The 19,537-nt window shown below is 68.7% G+C and carries 18 protein-coding genes; 13 read left to right on the top strand and 5 right to left on the bottom strand.

Going from position 1 to position 19,537, the window contains the following annotated elements; genetic code table 11:
- Positions 1-14: 14 nt before the first annotated feature.
- Positions 15-491, bottom strand: coding sequence for an NUDIX hydrolase (locus ACLBXX_RS03630; protein ID WP_447656864.1), 477 nt, complete (start codon positions 489-491; stop codon positions 15-17).
- Positions 492-570: 79 nt separating this feature from the next.
- Between ACLBXX_RS03630 and ACLBXX_RS03635 the strand changes: the two genes are divergently transcribed.
- The 7 genes from ACLBXX_RS03635 (at position 571) to ACLBXX_RS03665 (ending at position 9,348) form a co-directional block, all read left to right on the top strand.
- Positions 571-1,140, top strand: coding sequence for a GNAT family N-acetyltransferase (locus ACLBXX_RS03635; protein ID WP_447656908.1), 570 nt, complete (start codon positions 571-573; stop codon positions 1,138-1,140).
- Between the two features lie 9 nt (positions 1,141-1,149).
- A complete protein-coding gene (locus ACLBXX_RS03640) occupies positions 1,150-1,599 on the top strand; it encodes a DinB family protein (protein WP_447656865.1) in 450 nt (149 codons plus the stop codon).
- A gap of 158 nt (positions 1,600-1,757) precedes the next feature.
- Positions 1,758-5,228 (top strand): DNA polymerase III subunit alpha, encoded by a 3,471-nt coding sequence (gene dnaE / locus ACLBXX_RS03645; RefSeq protein ID WP_447656909.1) that lies wholly within the window; start codon positions 1,758-1,760, stop codon positions 5,226-5,228.
- Positions 5,229-5,349: 121 nt separating this feature from the next.
- Positions 5,350-6,432, top strand: a complete 1,083-nt coding sequence (locus tag ACLBXX_RS03650) for a hypothetical protein (RefSeq protein ID WP_447656866.1) — start codon at positions 5,350-5,352, stop codon at positions 6,430-6,432.
- A gap of 29 nt (positions 6,433-6,461) precedes the next feature.
- Positions 6,462-7,763: a histidinol dehydrogenase gene (gene hisD / locus ACLBXX_RS03655; RefSeq protein ID WP_447656867.1), complete on the top strand. Its 1,302-nt coding sequence runs from the start codon at positions 6,462-6,464 to the stop codon at positions 7,761-7,763.
- A gap of 31 nt (positions 7,764-7,794) precedes the next feature.
- The gene (gene nrdR / locus ACLBXX_RS03660; RefSeq protein ID WP_447656868.1) at positions 7,795-8,286 is read left to right on the top strand and encodes a transcriptional regulator NrdR; all 492 of its coding nucleotides are present in this window, start codon (positions 7,795-7,797) and stop codon (positions 8,284-8,286) included.
- 18 nt (positions 8,287-8,304) lie between these two features.
- Positions 8,305-9,348, top strand: a complete 1,044-nt coding sequence (locus tag ACLBXX_RS03665; RefSeq protein WP_447656869.1) for a quinone-dependent dihydroorotate dehydrogenase — start codon at positions 8,305-8,307, stop codon at positions 9,346-9,348.
- Here the strand turns inward: ACLBXX_RS03665 and ACLBXX_RS03670 are convergent.
- Positions 9,323-9,904: a DUF3043 domain-containing protein gene (locus ACLBXX_RS03670; RefSeq protein WP_447656870.1), complete on the bottom strand. Its 582-nt coding sequence runs from the start codon at positions 9,902-9,904 to the stop codon at positions 9,323-9,325. The two genes, ACLBXX_RS03665 and ACLBXX_RS03670, sit on opposite strands and share 26 nt — an antisense overlap.
- 47 nt (positions 9,905-9,951) lie before the next feature.
- Here ACLBXX_RS03670 and ACLBXX_RS03675 point away from each other — a divergent pair, with 47 nt between their 5' ends.
- From ACLBXX_RS03675 to ACLBXX_RS03700, 6 genes are all read left to right on the top strand, one after another.
- Entirely contained in the window at positions 9,952-11,352 is a 1,401-nt protein-coding gene (locus tag ACLBXX_RS03675; protein ID WP_447656871.1) for a M20/M25/M40 family metallo-hydrolase, read from the top strand.
- Between the two features lie 129 nt (positions 11,353-11,481).
- Entirely contained in the window at positions 11,482-11,847 is a 366-nt protein-coding gene (gene erpA, locus ACLBXX_RS03680; RefSeq protein ID WP_310290364.1) for an iron-sulfur cluster insertion protein ErpA, read from the top strand.
- Between the two features lie 168 nt (positions 11,848-12,015).
- A complete protein-coding gene (gene ctaC, locus ACLBXX_RS03685) occupies positions 12,016-12,912 on the top strand; it encodes an aa3-type cytochrome oxidase subunit II (protein ID WP_045298931.1) in 897 nt (298 codons plus the stop codon).
- Between the two features lie 2 nt (positions 12,913-12,914).
- The gene (gene ctaD, locus ACLBXX_RS03690; protein ID WP_045298929.1) at positions 12,915-14,678 is read left to right on the top strand and encodes an aa3-type cytochrome oxidase subunit I; all 1,764 of its coding nucleotides are present in this window, start codon (positions 12,915-12,917) and stop codon (positions 14,676-14,678) included.
- Position 14,679: 1 nt separating this feature from the next.
- Entirely contained in the window at positions 14,680-15,114 is a 435-nt protein-coding gene (locus ACLBXX_RS03695) for a cytochrome c oxidase subunit 4 (protein ID WP_375872292.1), read from the top strand.
- A 54-nt stretch (positions 15,115-15,168) separates the two neighbouring features.
- Entirely contained in the window at positions 15,169-15,978 is an 810-nt protein-coding gene (locus tag ACLBXX_RS03700) for a PP2C family protein-serine/threonine phosphatase (RefSeq protein ID WP_447656872.1), read from the top strand.
- A 9-nt stretch (positions 15,979-15,987) separates the two neighbouring features.
- On the opposite strand, the gene ACLBXX_RS03705 is transcribed toward ACLBXX_RS03700, so the two are convergent.
- The 3 genes from ACLBXX_RS03705 to qcrA form a co-directional block, all read right to left on the bottom strand.
- Entirely contained in the window at positions 15,988-16,407 is a 420-nt protein-coding gene (locus tag ACLBXX_RS03705) for a rhodanese-like domain-containing protein (protein WP_447656873.1), read from the bottom strand.
- Positions 16,408-16,579: 172 nt separating this feature from the next.
- Positions 16,580-18,430, bottom strand: coding sequence for a cytochrome bc1 complex cytochrome b subunit (gene qcrB, locus ACLBXX_RS03710; RefSeq protein WP_447656874.1), 1,851 nt, complete (start codon positions 18,428-18,430; stop codon positions 16,580-16,582).
- The gene (gene qcrA, locus ACLBXX_RS03715) at positions 18,427-19,506 is read right to left on the bottom strand and encodes a cytochrome bc1 complex Rieske iron-sulfur subunit (RefSeq protein WP_447656875.1); all 1,080 of its coding nucleotides are present in this window, start codon (positions 19,504-19,506) and stop codon (positions 18,427-18,429) included. Before qcrA ends, qcrB begins: the two co-directional genes overlap by 4 nt.
- Positions 19,507-19,537 lie beyond the last annotated feature (31 nt).

Here is a 19,537-nt window from a genome sequence, read left to right on the forward strand (position 1 = left end):
GCCGGGGTCGGGAATCAGCGCCCGCCCTCGAACCGTGCGTCGCCGTCCGCGACGAGCGCCGCCGCGATACGCCGACGCATATCGGGGCCGACCTCGTCGGGAAGGTCCGCGAGGTCGAACCAGCCGACCTCGGTCATCTCGCCGTCGGCGGGGTAGGGGTCGCCCGACACCCACACGCAGCGGAACGTGAGGTCGAGATAGTCGCTCTGGTCGCCGTTCTCGTACGTGACCCGTGGGATCTGGTGCACCCACGCGAGCCGTTCGGCGCGGCAGACCACGCCGGCCTCCTCGAGGGTCTCGCGCACGGCGGCGTCGGCCGGCTCCTCGCCGGGATCCACGATGCCGGTGACGGGCGTGAGGTGACCGTTGTCGCTGCGGCGGCCGAGGAGCACCCGACCGTCGCGGACGACCACGGCCGTCACGCCGACCAGTGGCAGCGGGTGCGTGCCGACCTTCTCACGCAGCTCGAGGATGAAGTCCGGGGTGGGCATGCTCACACCCTATGCGGCGGGCCGTCGCCCGATCGGCACCGCCCGGACGATGTCGGATGCTGCGGGCAGAGTGTGGGGCATGACGATCGAGGTGAGACCCGCCGACGTGTACGACGACGTCGCGACCATGGTGGGTCCGAAGAATCCGGCGTCCAACGTGTGCTTCTGCCTGAGCTACCGCATCCCGTCGAAGGAGAACCTCGCACTCAAGGGTCCGGAGCGCGGCGAGCGGGTGCGGCGACTCATCGACGAGGAGGGTCCCATCGGCGTGCTCGCCTACGACGGTGACGAGGTCGTCGGCTGGGCGGCGGTCGCGCCGCGCACGCGGACGCACTTCGCGACGTTCCGCAAGATCCCGCACGTCGACGAGCAGGACGTGTGGTCGCTCTGGTGCTTCCGCGTGCGGCCGGGGCATCGCAAGAAGGGCGTCATGCATGCGCTCATCGACGGCGCCGTCGACTTCGCGCGGGATCGGGGCGCACCGGCCATCGAGGGCTACCCGGTCGACAACGGCGGCGAAAGGGTCGACCTCACGATGGCGTACGTCGGCACGCGCCGCTTGTTCGAGTCGGCCGGCTTCGTGAAGGCGGCCGACACCGAGTCGGTGCTGTCGGGGTTTCCCCGCGTGCTGATGCGTCTCGACCTCTAGCGTGGACGCGTGAACGAACTCCTGCGCCGCCGCTTCTCCCGCGCGAACACCCTCTACCTCGACTTCGTCGACGCGGTCTCGGCGGAGCAGCTGGGCTCGCACCTCGCCGACCTCCCCTCCGACACGGTCGGACACCAGCTCTGGTGCGTCCTCGGGGCGCGCGAGAGCTACCCGCGTGCCGCGAAGGCGGGGGAGTGGCAGGGCTTCACGAGCCCCGTCACGGCGAACGAGACGACGGATGCCGCGGCCCTCCGCGCGGCGCTGGTGCAGACCTCTTCGGATGTCGACGACTGGATCGCGGGGCTCGACGCCGAAGACGAGGCATCCCTCACCTACGCGCTGGCGCTGCTCGAACACGAGACGCAGCATCACGGCCAGCTCATCCGCTACCTGTACGGCCTCGGGATCGCCCGCCCCGAGTCGTGGCAGCGCCAGTACGCCCTCGACGAAGACTTCTGAGGCCCCCGACCTTCACCCTCGAGTCGAGGGTGAAGGGACCTCGTGGCAGGAGTGCGCGACTCACGACGGATGCCGCGGCCGGTGTCGGCGGCCGAACCTAGACTCGATGCGTGGCATCCGATTCCTTCGTCCATCTGCACGTGCACAGCGAGTACTCGATGCTCGACGGAGCGGCCAAGATCGGGGCGATGACGCAGGCGGCGGCCGAGTACGGCATGCCGGCGATCGCCGTCACCGACCACGGCAACACGTTCGCCGCGTTCGAGTTCTACCGCGCGGCTCAGGCCGCCGGCATCAACCCCATCATCGGACTCGAGGCGTATGTCACGCCCGGCACCCACCGCAGCGACAAGTCGCGCGTGGCGTGGGGCACGCCCGAGCAGAAGAGCGACGATGTCTCCGGCTCCGGTGCCTACACGCACACCACGCTGTGGAGCGAGACCACCGAGGGCATGCACAACCTGTTCCGGCTGAGCTCGCTGTCGAGCATGGAGGGCTACTACTTCAAGCCGCGCATGGACCGCGAGCTCCTGCAGACGTACGGTAAGGGACTCATCGCGACGACCGGCTGCCCGTCGGGCGAGGTCCAGACGCGGCTGCGGTTGGGTCAGTACGACGCGGCCCGCGCGGCGGCCGCCGAATTCCAGGACATCTACGGCAAAGAGAACTACTTCGCCGAGATCATGGACCACGGCCTCTCGATCGAGCGCCGCATCATGACGGATCTCCTGCGGCTCGCGAAGGACCTCAGCATCCCGCTGGTGGCCACCAACGACTCCCACTACACGCACCAGCACGAGGCCGACGCGCACGCCGCCCTGCTCTGCGTGCAGTCCGGGTCGACGCTCGACGATCCGAACCGCTTCAAGTTCGACGGTGACGGCTACTACATCAAGACCGCGCAGGAGATGCGGCAGCTCTTCCGCGACCACCCCGAGGCATGCGACAACACGCTGCTGATCGCCGAGCGCTGCAAGGTCGAGTTCAACACCGCGGCGAACTACATGCCGCGGTTCCCGGTACCCGACGGGGAGACCGAAGACAGCTGGCTCATCAAAGAGGTCGAGCGCGGCCTGCACTACCGCTACCCGGGCGGCATCCCCGACAAGGTGCGCAAGCAGGCCGAGTACGAGACCGGGATCATCCTGCAGATGGGCTTCCCGGGGTACTTCCTCGTCGTCGCCGACTTCATCAACTGGGCCAAGGACAACGGGATCCGCGTGGGTCCCGGCCGCGGCTCGGGTGCCGGCTCGATGGTCGCCTACTCGATGAAGATCACCGACCTCGACCCGCTCGAGCACGGCCTCATCTTCGAGCGCTTCCTCAACCCCGACCGCGTCTCGATGCCCGACTTCGACGTCGACTTCGACGACCGTCGCCGCGGCGAGGTGATCGACTACGTCACCGCGAAGTACGGCTCCGAGCGCGTCGCGCAGATCGTCACGTACGGCACCATCAAGTCGAAGCAGGCCCTGAAGGACGCGGGCCGTGTGCTCGGGTTCCCGTTCAGCATGGGGGAGCGGCTCACCAAGGCGATGCCCCCGGCGGTGATGGGCAAGGACATGCCGCTGGACGGCATGTTCGACCCGCAGCATCCGCGTTACAAGGAAGCCGTCGAGTTCCGCACGCTGATCGAGACCGACCCCGAGGCGAAGACGGTGTTCGACCGCGCGCTCGGACTCGAGGGCCTCAAGCGGCAGTGGGGCGTGCACGCCGCCGGCGTGATTATGTCGTCCGAGCCGCTGCTCGACATCATCCCGATCATGCGCCGCGAGCAGGACGGCCAGATCGTCACGCAGTTCGACTACCCGTCGTGCGAGACCCTCGGCCTCATCAAGATGGACTTCCTGGGGCTGCGCAACCTCACGATCATCTCGGACGCGCTCGACAACATCCGTCTGAACCGCGGCGAGGAGCTCGACCTCGAGCACCTCGCGCTCGACGACCGACCCGCGTACGATCTGCTGACCCGCGGCGACACGCTCGGCGTGTTCCAGCTCGACGGCGGGCCGATGCGATCGCTCCTGCGCCTCATGAAGCCCGACAACTTCGAAGACGTGTCGGCCGTCATCGCGCTGTATCGCCCGGGTCCCATGGGCGCGAACTCGCACACGAACTACGCGCTGCGCAAGAACGGCCTGCAGCCGGTGACGCCGATCCATCCGGAGCTCGAGGAGCCGCTGAAAGACATCCTCGACATCAGCTACGGCCTGATCATCTATCAGGAGCAGGTCATGGCGATCGCGCAGAAGGTCGCCGGCTTCTCGCTCGGCCAAGCAGACATCCTGCGCCGCGCGATGGGTAAGAAGAAGAAGTCCGAGCTCGACAAGCAGTACGAGGGCTTCTCGGGCGGAATGAAGGAGCGCGGCTTCGGCGATGCCGCGATCCAGGCGCTGTGGGACATCCTGCTGCCCTTCTCGGACTACGCCTTCAACAAGGCGCACTCCGCGGCGTACGGACTCGTCTCGTACTGGACGGCGTACCTGAAGGCCCACTATCCCGCCGAGTACATGGCCGCCCTCCTCACCAGCGTCGGCGACTCGAAGGACAAGATGGCGGTGTACCTCAACGAGTGCCGCCGCATGGGCATCAAGGTGCTGCCGCCCGACGTCGGGCAATCGATCCGGTACTTCGCGGCCGTCGGCGAAGACATCAGGTTCGGCCTCGGTGCCGTGCGCAACGTCGGCGCGAACGTCGTCGACGGCATCGTCGCCGCGCGGGCGGAGGCGACCTACTCGAGCTTCCACGACTTCCTCTCCAAAGTGCCGGTGCACGTGGCGAACAAGCGGACGGTCGAGTCGCTCATCAAGGCCGGCGCGTTCGACACGATGGGGTCGACGCGGCGCGCACTCATGGAGATCCACGAGGACGCGACGGAGGCGGCCGTACTCGACAAGCGACGCGAGGCCAATGGGGAGGTCGGCTTCGACTTCGACTCGCTGTGGGGCGACGACGAGCCCCAGCAGTCGGCGAAGGTGCCCGAGCGGCCGGAGTGGACCAAGAAGGACAAGCTCGCCTTCGAGCGCGAGATGCTCGGCCTCTACGTGTCGGACCACCCGCTGGCCGGCCTCGAGATCCCGCTCGCGAAGCACGCCTCGACGAGCATTCACGACCTGCTGGCCTCGGAGGACGTGGGCGACGGCGATCAGGTGACGATCGCCGGTCTCGTCACGAGCGTCCAGCACCGCGTGGCCAAGCAGAGCGGCAACCCCTACGGAATGATCACCGTCGAGGACTTCGACGGCGAGATCACGGTCATGTTCATGGGCAAGACCTACACCGAGTTCCAGCACATGCTGCAGGCGGACTCGATCCTCGTGGTGCGCGGCCGCGTGTCGCGGCGCGACGACGGCATGAACCTCCACGCGCAGTCCGCGTTCTCGCCCGACCTCGGCAGCATGGACGAATCCAGCACCCTGGTGCTGATCGTGCCCGAGCGGCGCGCGAGCGAGGCGCTCGTCGGCGAGCTCCTGCAGACCCTGAACCGCCACGCGGGCGACACCGAGGTGTCGCTCAAGCTCCACAGCGGCACGGTGGCGAAGGTGTTCGAGGTGCCGCACACCGTGCGGATCACCCCGGATCTGTACGGCGAGCTCAAGGGACTTCTCGGGCCGCAGTGCCTGGGATGACAGCAGGGCGCGCGTGCGCCGGCGCAGGTCGCCGCGCGTCGCGCCGTCTCATCGGCGTCTCATGCGCCGTGGGTAATATCAGGTCGACGCGGGCCTCGGGAGCTCGCCGGAAGGAAACATCGTGACGGACGAGAAGCAGGACGCCAGCATCGACGAGGCGGTCGCGACCGAAGAGCCGCCGCAGTACGGTGTCGGGCCGTTCTCCATCCGCGAAGTCGCCCTCGCGGGCACCTGGATCGTCGCGTTCGTCGTGTCGTTCTTCCCGATCTACGGCCCGTTCGAGTCCGCCCCCTCCGTCTGGACCAGCGGCATCGACTGGGTTCTCATGATCGGCGTGCCTACGATCGCGGTGTTCCTCATCGTGCTCCGCCGTCTGTCACCGCAGGGCATCCGCCGCGTCGGCTCGCTCGGCATCGACCAGTTCGCGTCCGTCGCCTTCTCCGTCGCCACCGTGCTGTGGCTGACCCTCCTGTGGAACTCGTTCGTCCGCCTGTCGGTGGGGCAGATCTTCCTCGCCTCCTGGGTCGTGTGGGTGGAGTTCTTCCTCATGCTCGCCGGTGTCGTGCTCACCGTGGCCGCGCCGTTCATCGGCCCGTTCGCGCAGGACTTCCGCGGGCGCCCCGAGGTTCCGGCGCACCGCAGTGCCCGTCCGGTGCTACCCGTGGTGGCGCGCCCGGCACCCGTGCGCCCCGAGCCGGCCGCCGAAGCAGAGCCCGACTACACGCCGTACGCACCCGCCGCCTCGGCGGCGCCCGAAGGCGAGCCGGAGGACACGTCGTACGCGCCCGCCGCCGCCGCGGTGGCGCCCGAGGGCGAGCGGATGGAATCCGCTGCGCCCGAGGCAGCGGCGAACGACGACTTCGCCACGACCGTCATCCCGATCGACGAGCAGGCCATTCCCGCTGAGGAGCCGGCCCCGGCCGCCCCGAACGAGCCCGTGCAGGCCCGCGAGTCCTTCGAACACGTCGAGAACCCCTCCTCGACCGTCGAGCCCGCGGCTGCCACCGCGCCGCAGCACCAGGCCTTCTGGGCGCTCGTGCCCGAGGAGCGCGACATCGTCGACGAGATCGGCATCCCCGTGTTCCGCATCGGCCCGAGCGCGTGGGCTCTCGTCATCGAGGACCGCGGCGAGGTGTTCGTGGTGCGTCACGAGGACGGGCGCATCGGCTACCTGCACGACGTCTCGGGCGTCACGCGCGGCTGATACGATCCGCCTCGCGATACCGTAGAAGGATGCTCCGGACGATCGACCTGCGCGGGCGTGCGCTCACGCCCGCGGAACTCCTCGCGACCGTTCCCCGTGCCGAGGCGGCGCGCTCAGAGGCCCTCGCGACGGCCGCGCACATCGTGGACGACGTCGCCGCGCGTGGCGAGATCGCCCTCCGCGAGCAGGCGTCGAACTTCGACGGCGTGGTCGAGCACGACATCCGCGTCCCCGCCGCGCACCTCGACGAGGCGCTCGAGACGCTCGACCCCGCCGTGCGCGCCGCGCTCGAGCAGGCGATCGAGCGCGTGCGCGAGGCATCCGCCGCCCAAGTCCCCGCGCCGACGGTGACCGAGCTCGGTCCCGGCGCCCGGGTGACGCAGCGGTGGCAGCCGGTGCGCCGCGTCGGCCTGTACGTCCCGGGCGGCAAGGCCGTCTACCCGTCGAGCGTCGTCATGAACGTCGTGCCGGCGCAGGTCGCGGGAGTGGCACAGATCGCTCTCGCCTCCCCACCGCAGCGCGCGTTCGGCGGCCGCGTGCACCCCGTGATCCTCGGCGCCGCGAAGCTCCTCGACGTGACCGAGGTCTACGCGATGGGCGGCGCCGGCGCGATCGGTGCGCTCGCCCACGGCGTGGCGTCGCTCGGCCTCGAGCCGGTCGACGTCGTCACCGGTCCCGGTAACAACTTCGTCGCGGCCGCCAAGCGCGCCGTGGCAGGCCTCGTCGGCACGGATGCCGAGGCCGGCGCGACCGAGATCCTCGTGGTCGCGGACGACAGCGCCGACGCGCGCCTGGTCGCCGTCGACCTCATCAGCCAGGCCGAGCACGACGAGCAGGCGTCCGCCGTCCTGGTCACCACGTCGGAGCAGCTCGCGGCCGACGTGGTCGAGGCGATCGCACCCCGCGCCGCCGCGACGCGCCACGCCGAGCGCGTGGCCGCCGCCCTCGCGGGGCCGCAGTCGGCCATCGTGCTGGTCGACGACCTCGCCGGGGCGACGGCGTTCAGCAACGCGTACGCGCCGGAGCACCTCGAACTGCACCTCGCCGACCCGCGCCCGGAAGAGTTCGTGCACGCGGGCGCCGTGTTCGTCGGCGCGGATTCGCCGGTGAGCCTGGGCGATTACCTCGCCGGCAGCAACCATGTACTGCCCACCGGGGGACAGGCCCGCTACTCCGCGGGGCTCTCCGCCGCCACGTTCCTGCGCCCGCAGCAGGTCATCGAGTACGACCGCGACGCCCTCGCCGCCGTGCACGACGCGATCGTGACGCTGGCCGAGGCCGAGGCGCTCCCTGCTCACGGCGAGGCCATCACGGCCCGCTTCGAGGACTGAGTCCGGATTCCCGGCGTAGGCTGTCTCTGCCATGCACTGCCCGTTCTGCCGCCACGCCGATTCGCGCGTCATCGACTCGCGCACGAGCGACGACGGCCTCAGCATCCGCCGCCGTCGTCAGTGCCCGCAGTGCGGGGGCCGTTTCACCACGATCGAGACCGCCAGCCTCAACGTCATCAAGCGCTCGGGCGTGATCGAGCCCTTCAGCCGCGAGAAGGTCATGTCCGGCGTGCGCAAGGCGTGCCAGGGACGACCCGTGACCGATGCCGACCTCGCGGTGCTCGCGCAGACCGTCGAGGAGAGCATCCGCCAGACGGGCGCCTCCCAGCTCGACGCGAACGAGATCGGTCTCGCGATCCTCGGCCCACTGCGTGACCTCGACGAGGTCGCCTACCTCCGCTTCGCGAGCGTCTACCAGGCGTTCGACTCGCTCGAGGACTTCGAGGCGGCCATCGAGCAGCTGCGCGTCGACCACGGCCGCGCCCGCGCGCATGACGAGAGCGCGCCGACCGCCGCGGAGTGACCGGATAGCCTAGGAGGGATGTATCCCCTCCTCTTCCGCACCGTCCTGTCGCGCATGGACCCCGAGTCCGCCCACCACTCGGCGATGGTCGTGATACGGATGCTGGGGGTCCCGCCGTTCTCGTGGGCCGCGCGTGCGATCACCCGGCCTGCACCCGAGCTGCGGACGACCGCGCTGGGGCTCACCTTCGACTCGCCCTTCGGCGTCGCGGCAGGGTTCGACAAGGACGTGAAGGGGGCGGCAGGACTGCACGCCCTCGGGTTCGGCCACGTCGAGGTCGGCACCGTCACGGCGATCCCGCAGGACGGCAACCCTCGCCCGCGGCTGTTCCGGCTCATCCCGGATCGCGCCGTCGTGAACCGCATGGGATTCAACAACCACGGCGCCGAGGCCGCGGCCGCGCGCCTGCGCACGCTCCGCAAGCGCTCGCGCCGCACGGTGCTCGGGGTCAACATCGGCAAGAGCCGGGTCGTCGACGTCGCGGATGCGACCGCCGACTACGTCCGCAGCGCGACGCTGCTCGCGCCGCTCGCCGACTACCTCGTGGTGAACGTGTCGTCGCCGAACACGCCCGGGCTGCGCGGCCTGCAGGCCGTCGAGACGCTGCGTCCGCTGCTGGACGCCGTGCGCGACGCCGCGGGCGCGACGCCGTTGCTGGTGAAGATCGCCCCCGACCTCCCCGACGACGAGATCGTCGCGATCGCGCAGCTCGCGGTCGACGCCGGACTCTCCGGGATCATCGCGACGAACACCACGATCTCGCGCGACGGCCTCGTGACCGACGCGGCGACGGTGGCCGCCGCGGGGGACGGCGGGCTGTCCGGTGCGCCGCTGAAGGCGCGCGCGCTCGAGGTGCTGCGACTGCTGCGTCAGACGGTTCCCGCCGAGTTCGCCGTGATCTCGGTCGGCGGCGTCGAGACGGCCGCCGACGTGCAGGAGCGGGTGGATGCCGGAGCCACCCTGGTGCAGGGATACACGGCCTTCCTCTACCGCGGCCCGCTGTGGGCGCGGCAGATCAACCGTGGTCTGGTGAAGCTCAGGCCGGCTTCTGGCCGCGCTTGACCTGCGGCTTCGGCAGGCGCAGGAAGCGCATCTGGACGGTGCGCATGGCGGCGTACCAGCCGAGGCCCTTCTCGACCTTGCCTTCGCCGAACTTCTTCTTGACGGCGCGCTTGACCGTGATCGACGTGAGGACCATGTCGCCGATGACGAAGAAGATGAAGATCCAGAGGCCGACGAACGCGTAGTATTGCAGGGCCGCGATCGGCAGGAACGTCGCGAGGATGACGAGCACCATCGCGGGCATGACCGCCTCGCCCAGGTGCCAGCCGGCGTCGACCCAATCGCGCACGAACTTGCGCTGCGCACCCTGGTCGCGGGCCGGGAGGTAGCGCTGGTCGCCGTTGGCCATGCCGATGCGGGCCTTCTCGCGCTGGGTGGCGAGATCCGCCTTGGCCCGTGCCTTCGCCTCCTTGGTGTCGGGCACGAGGGGGCGCTTGCGGGCGGCCTCCTGGTCGGCCCGCGAGGGCGTGGCGCGGCCCTTGCCGGCGGGGGTGCCGTTCAGGACGGTGCCCTCGGAGGGGGCGTCGTTCGGCACGGGGTCGGTGTTCTTGGCCACGGGTGATCCTCGAAGTGCGGAGAAGGGGTGCACTTAAGATTACCCGCATGACCACTGAGCTCTCCCGACAGGATGCTGTGCGCGAAGCCGCGGCTTCCGGCATCCCCTCCGCCCTCGCCGATCTCGGCAATCTCGTGCGCATCCCGTCCGTCGCGTTCCCCGGGTTCGACCCCGCTCAGGTGCAGCGCAGCGCCGAGGCCGTCGCCGAGCTCGTGCGCGCGACGGAGCTGTTCGAGACGGTGGAGATCCGCACCGCGGTGATCCCCGAGACGGGGGAGCGGGGCAACCCCGCCGTCCTCGCCACGCGCGCCGCCCGCAACGGCCGCCCGACGATCCTGCTCTACGCGCACCACGACGTGCAGCCGGTCGGCGACGAGTCGCTCTGGGAGTCCTCGCCGTTCGAGCCCACCGTCCGCGGCGGCCGGCTCTACGGCCGCGGTGCCGCCGATGACAAGGCGGGCGTCATGGCCCACCTGGCGGCGCTGCGCGCGCTCAAGGAGGGAATCGGCGACGACTTCGACCTCGGCGTCGCGCTGTTCTTCGAGGGGGAGGAGGAAGCGGGCTCGCGGTCGTTCGCGCAGTTCCTCTCCGACAACGCCGACGCGCTGCGCGCCGACGTGATCGTCGTCGCCGACTCCGGCAACTGGGACGACAAGACCCCCGCGCTCACGGTGTCGCTGCGCGGCAACACGCGCTTCACCCTCCGCGTCCGCACCCTCGAGCACGCCTCGCACTCCGGCATGTTCGGGGGAGCGGTGCCCGACGCGATGATGGCGACCGTCACGTTGCTGGCGACGCTGTGGGACGGGGACGGCGCCGTCGCCGTGGCGGGACTCGAGGAACGGGATGCCGAGACGCCCGAGTACACCGAGGAGACGCTGCGCGACGAGGCCGGGCTTCCGGCCGGCGTCTCGCCGGTCGGCCGCGGCACGATCCTCAGCCGTATCTGGAACAAGCCGTCGATCACGGTGACGGGCATCGACGCGCCGAGCGTCGTGAACGCCTCGAACACGCTGAGCCCCGAGATCTCCGTCGTGATCAGCGCGCGCATCGCGCCCGGCCAGCCGGCGCGCGAGGCCTACGCCGCCATCGAGGCTCACCTCCGCGAGCACGCGCCGTTCGGTGCGCAGCTGACCTTCACCGACCAGGACTACGGCGACGCCTTCCTCGTCGACACCTCGGGCTGGGCCGTGGAGGCCGCCCGAGAGGCGCTCCACGAGGGCTACGGTGTCGAGTCCGTGGACATCGGCGTGGGCGGGTCCATCCCGTTCATCGCCGATCTCGTGCGGGAGTTCCCTGGCGCCCAGATCCTCGTGACCGGCGTCGAGGACCCGCACGCCAAGGCCCACAGCCCCAACGAGTCGCTGCACCTCGACACGTTCCGCAACGCCGTGCTCTCCGAGGCGCTCCTGCTCGAGAAGCTCGACGCGCGTACCTCGCAGGGGTGACACGTCGGCTCCGGGATCGGCGCGAATACGCCGGTCCCGGAGCCTTCTGCCAGCGGGCACGCGTAGAATCGTCGCATCCCGCCGCCTGAGTGGATGATCGATCCGGGGCGGCCCTTCCGGAGGAGTGCCATGACCGACACCGCACTGACGACCGAGCAGACCGCCCGCGAACACGGTGTGCTGCTGACCGACGCCGCCGCCGGCAAGGTCAAGAACCTGCTCGACCAGGAGGGACGCGACGACCTGCGCCTGCGCGTTGCCGTGCAGCCCGGCGGGTGCAGCGGCCTGATCTACCAGCTCTACTTCGACGAGCGCTACCTGGACGGCGACAAGACTGTCGACTTCGACGGCGTCGAGGTGATCGTCGACGACATGAGCGTTCCGTACCTCGACGGCGCCACGATCGACTTCAAGGACACCATTTCGGAGCAGGGCTTCACGATCGACAACCCCAACGCGGCCGGGTCGTGCGCGTGCGGCGACAGCTTCCACTGATCGCTAACGATCCGATACTTTTCCGGCGGGTCCGGTGCGCTCCGATTAGCGCCCGGGCCCGCCTTTTTCCGTCCCTGCGACACGATCCAACCTGAGCGGATGGCCTGAATCGCCTGGGCGGTTGCCCTAGACTGGCGAGAGTCCTGTTCGTGATCGGAAAGGTGCACCGTGCCTTCGAAACGCCGTATCCGCTGGGCCGTTCTCCCACTCGGGATCGCAGCGGCTGCAGTCCTCGCCGGATGCACCCCGACCGAGCTGCACGGCTTCCTCCCCGGGTTCACCGAAGACGGCCAGCCGGCCACCAACCACGTCGACATGGTCGCTGGTCTCTGGGTGAACTCGTGGATCGTGCTGCTCGTCGTCGGCGTCATCACGTGGGGCCTGATGGGATGGGCGGCGATCGCCTACCGGCGTCGCAAGGGCCAGATGGGTCTTCCCGTCCAGCTGCGCTACAACATGCCGATCGAGATCTTCTACACGATCGTCCCGCTCATCCTCGTGGTCGGCTTCTTCGCCTTCACCGCGCGCGACCAGGCGATCCTCGAGACGCAGTACGACGAGCCCGACGTGTCGATCACGGCCATCGGCAAGCAGTGGTCGTGGGACTTCCAGTACGACGGCGCCAGCGACGACGAGACCGTCTGGACCATGGGCGTCCAGGCGCAGACCGATGAGCGCGGCGACGTCATCAGCGAGCTGCCGACCCTCGTCCTCCCGGTCAACGAGTCGGTCAAGATCAAGCTGCAGTCGCGTGACGTCATCCACTCGTTCTGGATCATCGACTTCCTTTACAAGAAGGACATGTACATCGGCCGGGACAACTACTGGTCCTTCACGCCGACCCGCGAGGGCGAGTACGCCGGCAAGTGCGCCGAGCTCTGCGGCGAGTACCACTCGATGATGCTGTTCAACGTCAAGGTCGTCAGCGCAGCCGAGTACGAGGACTACCTCGCCACGCTGCGCGAGGCGGGCCAGACCGGTGACATCAACGACGCCTACGACCGTCTGCAGAACGCGCCCGGGACGGGCGCTCAGGGCGAGGGATCCGAAGAGGGAGACAACTGATCATGGCGACGACGCTTCCGCTCCAGGAGACGACGCAGGGTCGCCCCACCACCCTGCCGCCGCGTCAGGCCGCACTGCTCAGCGCATCGCGCGTCGAGCAGAAGGGCAACATCATCGTCAAGTGGATCACCTCCACCGACCACAAGACGATCGGGTACCTGTACCTCATCTCCTCCGTCATCTTCTTCCTCCTGGGTGGAGTGATGGCGCTGATCATCCGTGCGGAGCTCTTCGAGCCCGGAATGCAGATCATCCCGACCAAGGAGCAGTACAACCAGCTGTTCACGATGCACGGCACGATCATGCTGCTGATGTTCGCGACGCCGCTGTTCGCGGGCTTCGCGAACGCGATCCTGCCGTTGCAGATCGGTGCTCCTGACGTCGCCTTCCCGCGTCTGAACGCCTTCGCCTTCTGGCTGTTCCTCTTCGGCTCGACGATCGCCGTCTCCGGCTTCCTCACCCCGCAGGGTGCTGCCGCGTTCGGCTGGTTCGCGTATCAGCCGCTCGCGAACGCCTCGTTCTCGCCCGGGGTGGGCGGCAACCTCTGGATGCTCGGCCTCGGCATGAGCGGTTTCGGCACCATCCTCGGTGCCGTGAACTTCATCACGACGATCATCACGATGCGCGCGCCCGGCATGACCATGTGGCGCATGCCGATCTTCTCGTGGAACACGCTGATCACCAGCATCCTGGTGCTGATGGCGTTCCCGGTGCTCGCCGCCGCCATCCTCGCCGCCGCCGCCGACCGCGTGCTCGGCGCCCACATCTACGACCCGGCCAACGGCGGCGTGCTCCTCTGGCAGCACCTGTTCTGGTTCTTCGGTCACCCCGAGGTTTACATCATCGCGCTGCCGTTCTTCGGCATCGTGTCGGAGATCTTCCCGGTCTTCAGCCGCAAGCCGATCTTCGGCTACAAGACGCTCGTCTACGCGACGATCGCGATCGCCGCGCTGTCGGTCGCGGTGTGGGCCCACCACATGTACGTCACCGGTGCGGTGCTGCTGCCGTTCTTCGCCCTGATGACGATGCTGATCGCGGTTCCGACGGGTGTGAAGATCTTCAACTGGATCGGCACGCTCTGGCGAGGATCGGTGACCTTCGAGACCCCGATGGTCTTCGCGCTCGGCTTCCTGGTGTCGTTCGTGTTCGGTGGTCTCACCGGCGTGATCCTCGCGTCGCCGCCGCTCGACTTCGCCCTGTCGGACTCGTACTTCGTCGTGGCGCACTTCCACTACGTCGTCTTCGGCACGGTCGTGTTCGCGATGTTCGCCGGCTTCTACTTCTGGTGGCCGAAGTGGACCGGGCGCATGCTCAACGAGCGCCTCGGCTACGTCCACTTCTGGATGCTGTTCATCGGCTTCCACATGACCTTCCTCATCCAGCACTGGCTGGGCGTCGACGGCATGGTCCGTCGCTACGCGGACTACTCCGAGGCAGACGGCTGGACCTGGCAGAACCAGGTGTCGACGATCGGCGCCATCATCCTCGGCGCCTCGATGATCCCGTTCCTGTTCAACGTGTGGATCACGTCGCGCAAGGCGCCGAAGGTGACCGTCAACGACCCGTGGGGCTACGGCGCATCGCTCGAGTGGGCGACCTCGTGCCCGCCCCCGCGTCACAACTTCACGTCGATCCCGCGCATCCGCAGCGAGCGGCCCGCGTTCGACCTGAACCACCCCGAGGCGGGCATCCCGGTCGGCGTCGGTCCTGCGAAGGACGCCCCCGAAGCCCCGGTCTCCGACCTTGCCGATGGAGAGGTGAAGTAAGGTGCGCACGAACACCGGACTCTGGTGGCTGCTGGCGATCTTCTTCCTGGCGGTAGCCGTCGTCTACACCGGGTGGAACATCATCGCCCACCCCGACGTGCCGTGGTACCACGGCATCGAGTGGGTCGGCAGCGTCGCGCTGCTGTTCACCGCGCTCATGGGTGCGCTGATCGCGTTCTACATCGGCCGCGTGCACAACGCCCAGGGCGGCGAGCTGCCCGAGGACGTCCTCACCTCCGACATCGACGACGGTGACCCCGAGCTGGGCGAGTTCAGTCCGTGGTCGTGGTGGCCCATCGTCCTGGCCTTCTCGGCTGCTCTCGGCATGATCGGCCTCGCGGTCGGCGCCTGGATGTTCCCGATCGGTCTCGCCGTCTTCGTCGTCGCGATCGTCGGCTGGGTCTACGAGTACTACCGCGGCTACTTCGCCCGCTGATCCGGCGTCGCCGGCCCGCATGGCATATCGCGTGATGCGCACGGGGACCCGTCTGTGACGGGGCCCCGTGCGCTTCTGCGTGCGGCTGCGTGCTCCGACATCGGCCCGCACCGCAAGACCAATCAGGACGCGGCGTTCACGGCCTCCTGGGGCGCGGCAGTGGCAGACGGCGTCGGGGGAGGACCCGCGGGTGACTTCGCCTCGGCGGCATTCATCCACCGGCTGGCCGCGGGCCGTCTGGACGGCCTCGAGCCCGTGCAGCTCGCCGACGCGGTCCGGTCGGCCAACTGGGACCTCCGTGCCCATGTCGAGCGCGATCCGTCGCTGAGCGGCATGGCCACGACGTTCACCGGGCTCTTCGCTGCCCGCGACGGCGGGCTTCTGCTGGCCCACACCGGCGACTCGCGGGCGTACCGTCTGCGAGACGGGGAGCTCATGCAGGCGAGCAGGGACGATTCGCTCGTGCAGGCGCTGGTCGACCGCGGAATCGTATCGATCACGGATGCTGCGTCCCACCCCCGTCGCAACATCATCACCGCCTCGCTGAGCGGGGCTGAACGCGATGCCGCGACGGTGACCGCCCACGATGCGCAGGCCGGCGACAGGTGGCTGCTGTGCAGCGACGGACTCACGGACTATGTCCCGGATGACGAGATCCGAGACCTTCTTCTGGAGTTCCCACACGCGGGAACGGCGGTCGAAGCGTGTGTCGCGGTGGCTCTGGAAGCCGGTTCCTACGACAACGTCACCGTGGTCGTGTGCGACGTCGTCCTGGCCGCCGAGGAGATCGGCGGCGCGCCCGCGCAGACGGCGTTCTACGGGGCGGCCGCCGAACGGTTCATGGAAGGGCTCGAGTCGGCCTGAGCCGGGCGCTCAGCCTGCGACGGGCGCGCGGACGACCATCACCTGCGCGTCGAACACCCGGGGGAGTGGTCCCTCGTCGTTCTCGGTCGGCTGGCCTTCGCGCACCCAGTACTCGTAGCCGCCGATCATCTCTTTGACCGGGTAGCCGAGCTTGGCGAACTCGATGGCGCCCTTCGCGCCGGCGTTGCAGCCGGGACTCCAGCAGTAGACGACGACGGGCGTCGAGCTGTCGATCTCGCGCGGTGCGCGATCGGCGATCTCGCGGTACGGCATGTGGATCGCGCCCCGGATGCGTCCCTGCGCCCACGCCTCGTCGCCGCGGACATCGACCAGGACGAACCGCTCGCCGGCCTTCTGGGCGGCGTACACGTCGGAGGAGTCGGTCTCGAGGGCGAGTTTGGCGGAGAAGTACGAGAGGGCGTCTGTCATGTGTCCACGCTAAGTCAGCATCCGTGGCGGGACCGTCGGAAGCGCTGTCAGACGTCGTCCGATTCCTGCCGATCCGTGACGCGCGGCACAGGTGCCGCTGCACAGGACGACGGATGCCCCGGCACGATCGTGGAGATCGTGCCGGGGCATCCGTCTGCGAAGTGCGGCGACCTTACTGGTCGGACTCCTTCTCGCGGTTGCGCGGAGCCTTCGTGCCGGGCTCGGGCTCGGGAACGATGACGTTCGAGGGGCGCACCGGCACCTCGCCGTGCCTGCCGTCGTCGAGCGGCTTGTGCGGGGCGTCCGGAACACCGGCGCGCTCGTGAGCCGCCTGGATCTCGAGATCTTCCTCGGCCGCGATGTGGTCGAGGTCGTGGTGCTGGTGAGCCAGCGCCGCGTCGAGCTCGGCCTGCGTGACGGGGGTGAGGCGGTCCTCGAAGAACCAGCGCGAGATGGACGCGCGGAGGTTCTCGTGCCACGGGATCTGACCCTTGGCGTTCGGACGCACCACGAGCGGCTCGTAGGTGTCGAAGTCGGCCAGCTTGAAGCGCTCGTAGTCGTCGACGGGCTGGTGGACCTCGATGTACTCGCCACCGGGGAGGCGGACGATGCGACCCGACTCGTAGCCGTGCAGCGAGATCTCGCGATCCTTCTTCTGCAGCGCGATGCAGATGCGCTTGGTGACGAAGTACGCGATCACCGGGCCCAGGATCAGCAGCGCCTGGAGCGTGTGGATCACGCCCTCCATCGTCAGCCAGAAGTGCGTGGCGATGATGTCGGAGGATGCCGCGGCCCACATGACGGCATAGAACATGACTCCGGCGGCACCGATGGCGGTGCGGGTGGCCGAGTTGCGCGGACGCTGGGCGATGTGGTGCTCGCGCTTGTCGCCGGTGACCCACGCCTCGATGAACGGGTAGATCAGGACGAGCACGATGAAGATGCCGATGACCACCAGCGGCACGATGATGTTGAACGACCACGTGCGGTCGAGGAACACGATCTCCCAGCCCGGCGGGATCAGGCGCAGCATGCCGTCGGCGAAGCCGATGTACCAGTCCGGCTGGGTACCGGCCGAGACGGGGGACGGGTCGTACGGGCCGTAGTTCCAGATCGGGTTGATCGTGAACAGCGAGGCGACGAGCACGATCACGCCGAACGTGATGAACAGGAACCCGCCCATCTTCGACATGTAGACCGGCATCATCGGGTAGCCGACCACGACGCTGTTCGTGCGTCCGGCGCCGGCGAACTGCGTGTGCTTGTTGATCACCATCAGCATGAGGTGGAGCACCAGCAGGCCGACGAGGATCGCGGGCAGCAGCAGGATGTGCAGCGTGTAGAGGCGGCCGACGATCGCGTCACCCGGGAACTCGCCGCCGAACAGCAGGAACGAGGTCCAGGTTCCGATGATCGGGATGCCCTTGACCAGGCCGTCGATGATGCGGAGGCCGTTGCCCGACAGCACGTCGTCGGGGAGGGAATAGCCGGTGAAGCCCTCGGCCATCGCGAGGATGAACAGGATGAAGCCGATCACCCAGTTGAGCTCGCGCGGCTTGCGGAACGCGCCGGTGAAGAACACGCGCAGCATGTGCACGCCGATGCCCGCGACGAACACCAGGGCGGCCCAGTGGTGCATCTGGCGGACGAGGAGACCGCCGCGCAGGTCGAACGAGATCTCGAGCGTCGACGCCATGGCGGCCGACATCTCGATGCCGCGCATCGGCAGGTAGGCGCCGTTGTAGTGGGTCTCGACCATCGACGCCTGGAAGAAGAACGTCAGGAACGTGCCCGAGAGGAGCACGACGACGAACGCCCAGAGGGCGATCTCGCCCAGCATGAACGACCAGTGGTCGGGGAAGATCTTGCGGCCGAGCTCCTTGACGAAGCCCGACAGGCTCGTGCGCTCGTCGATGTAGTTCGCGGTGGCGCCGATGAAGCGCCCGCCGAGCGGGCGGTCACCGTTCCGTGAGACGGGAGCCGCCGGAGCCGCAGGCTGCTCAGTGACGGTTGAGGTGCTCAATGACGCTCCCAGAAGCTCGGGCCGACGGGTTCGAGGAAGTCGCTGCGGGCGACGAGGTAGCCCTCGTCGTCGACGGTGATGGGCAGCTGCGGCAGCGGACGGGCCGCCGGGCCGAAGATGACCTTCGCGTGGTCGGTCACGTCGAACTGCGACTGGTGGCACGGGCACAGCAGGTGATGGGTCTGCTGCTCGTACAGTGCGACGGGGCAGCCGACGTGGGTGCACACCTTGGAGTACGCGACGATGCCGTTGTACGACCACTCCTTGCGCTCTTCCGACTCGGTGAGCTGCTCCGGAAGCAGGCGTACCAGCAGGACGATCGCCTTGGCCTTCTCATCGAGGTAACCCTCGCTGTGCGAGACCTCGGCGAGTGCCTCGGGGATGACGTGCACCGCGGAGCCGAGGGTGAGGTCGGCCGCCTTGATGGGCTCGCCCGACGGGTCGTGAGCCAGGCGCATGCCCTCCTTCCACATGGTGTGCTCGAGGAGGTACACGGGGTCACCGGCGTGCGGCTTCTCCGGCGAGTTGAACGGCGCAAGGCCGCGGAAGAGCACGACGCCGGGCACGACCGATGCCACGAGCGCGGCGATCAGCGAGTTGCGGACCATCGCACGGCGGCCGAAGCCCGACTCGGCGTCGGCGTCGGCGAAGGCCTTGATGGCAGCCTCACGCGTCGTGTCGCGGCCGCGCGTCGCGTGGCGGGGCTCGACGAACTCCCTGTCGGACATGACGGCCTTCGACCAGTGGATCGCGCCCACGCCGATGGCCAGCAGCGCGAAGGCGATGCCGAGTCCGATGAAGAGGTTGTTGTTGCGGATGTCGACGATCCGCCCGCTCTCGATCGGGAAGAGCATGTAGGCGGCGATCGCCCAGATGCTGCCGGCGATCGACAGGTAGAAGAGCGTGTAGATACCCCGGACCGCGCGCTTCATCGAAGCGGGATCCTGGTCGGTCATCCGCTCGCGGTGCGGGGGGAGGCCAGGGTTGTGCACCGGGTCGGTGACCGCCACAGCGAGCCCGGGGGAGGGCTTCCAGGAAGCCCTCTCGTGCTCTAGCGGGTCGTCCTCGTGGGCCATGCTGCTCCTCGTCAAGTCTTACGTGTGTCGT

It is taken from the genome of Microbacterium sp. C23T (assembly GCF_053345975.1).

Coding starts and splice junctions, on each gene's coding strand:
- ACLBXX_RS03630 (WP_447656864.1), bottom strand. CDS start 491: ATGCCCACCCCGGACTTCATCCTCGAGCTGCGTGAGAAGGTCGGCACG.
- ACLBXX_RS03635 (WP_447656908.1), top strand. CDS start 571: ATGACGATCGAGGTGAGACCCGCCGACGTGTACGACGACGTCGCGACC.
- dnaE (WP_447656909.1), top strand. CDS start 1,758: ATGCTCGACGGAGCGGCCAAGATCGGGGCGATGACGCAGGCGGCGGCC.
- hisD (WP_447656867.1), top strand. CDS start 6,462: ATGCTCCGGACGATCGACCTGCGCGGGCGTGCGCTCACGCCCGCGGAA.
- nrdR (WP_447656868.1), top strand. CDS start 7,795: ATGCACTGCCCGTTCTGCCGCCACGCCGATTCGCGCGTCATCGACTCG.
- ACLBXX_RS03665 (WP_447656869.1), top strand. CDS start 8,305: ATGTATCCCCTCCTCTTCCGCACCGTCCTGTCGCGCATGGACCCCGAG.
- ACLBXX_RS03675 (WP_447656871.1), top strand. CDS start 9,952: ATGACCACTGAGCTCTCCCGACAGGATGCTGTGCGCGAAGCCGCGGCT.
- erpA (WP_310290364.1), top strand. CDS start 11,482: ATGACCGACACCGCACTGACGACCGAGCAGACCGCCCGCGAACACGGT.
- ctaD (WP_045298929.1), top strand. CDS start 12,915: ATGGCGACGACGCTTCCGCTCCAGGAGACGACGCAGGGTCGCCCCACC.
- ACLBXX_RS03705 (WP_447656873.1), bottom strand. CDS start 16,407: ATGACAGACGCCCTCTCGTACTTCTCCGCCAAACTCGCCCTCGAGACC.
- qcrA (WP_447656875.1), bottom strand. CDS start 19,506: ATGGCCCACGAGGACGACCCGCTAGAGCACGAGAGGGCTTCCTGGAAG.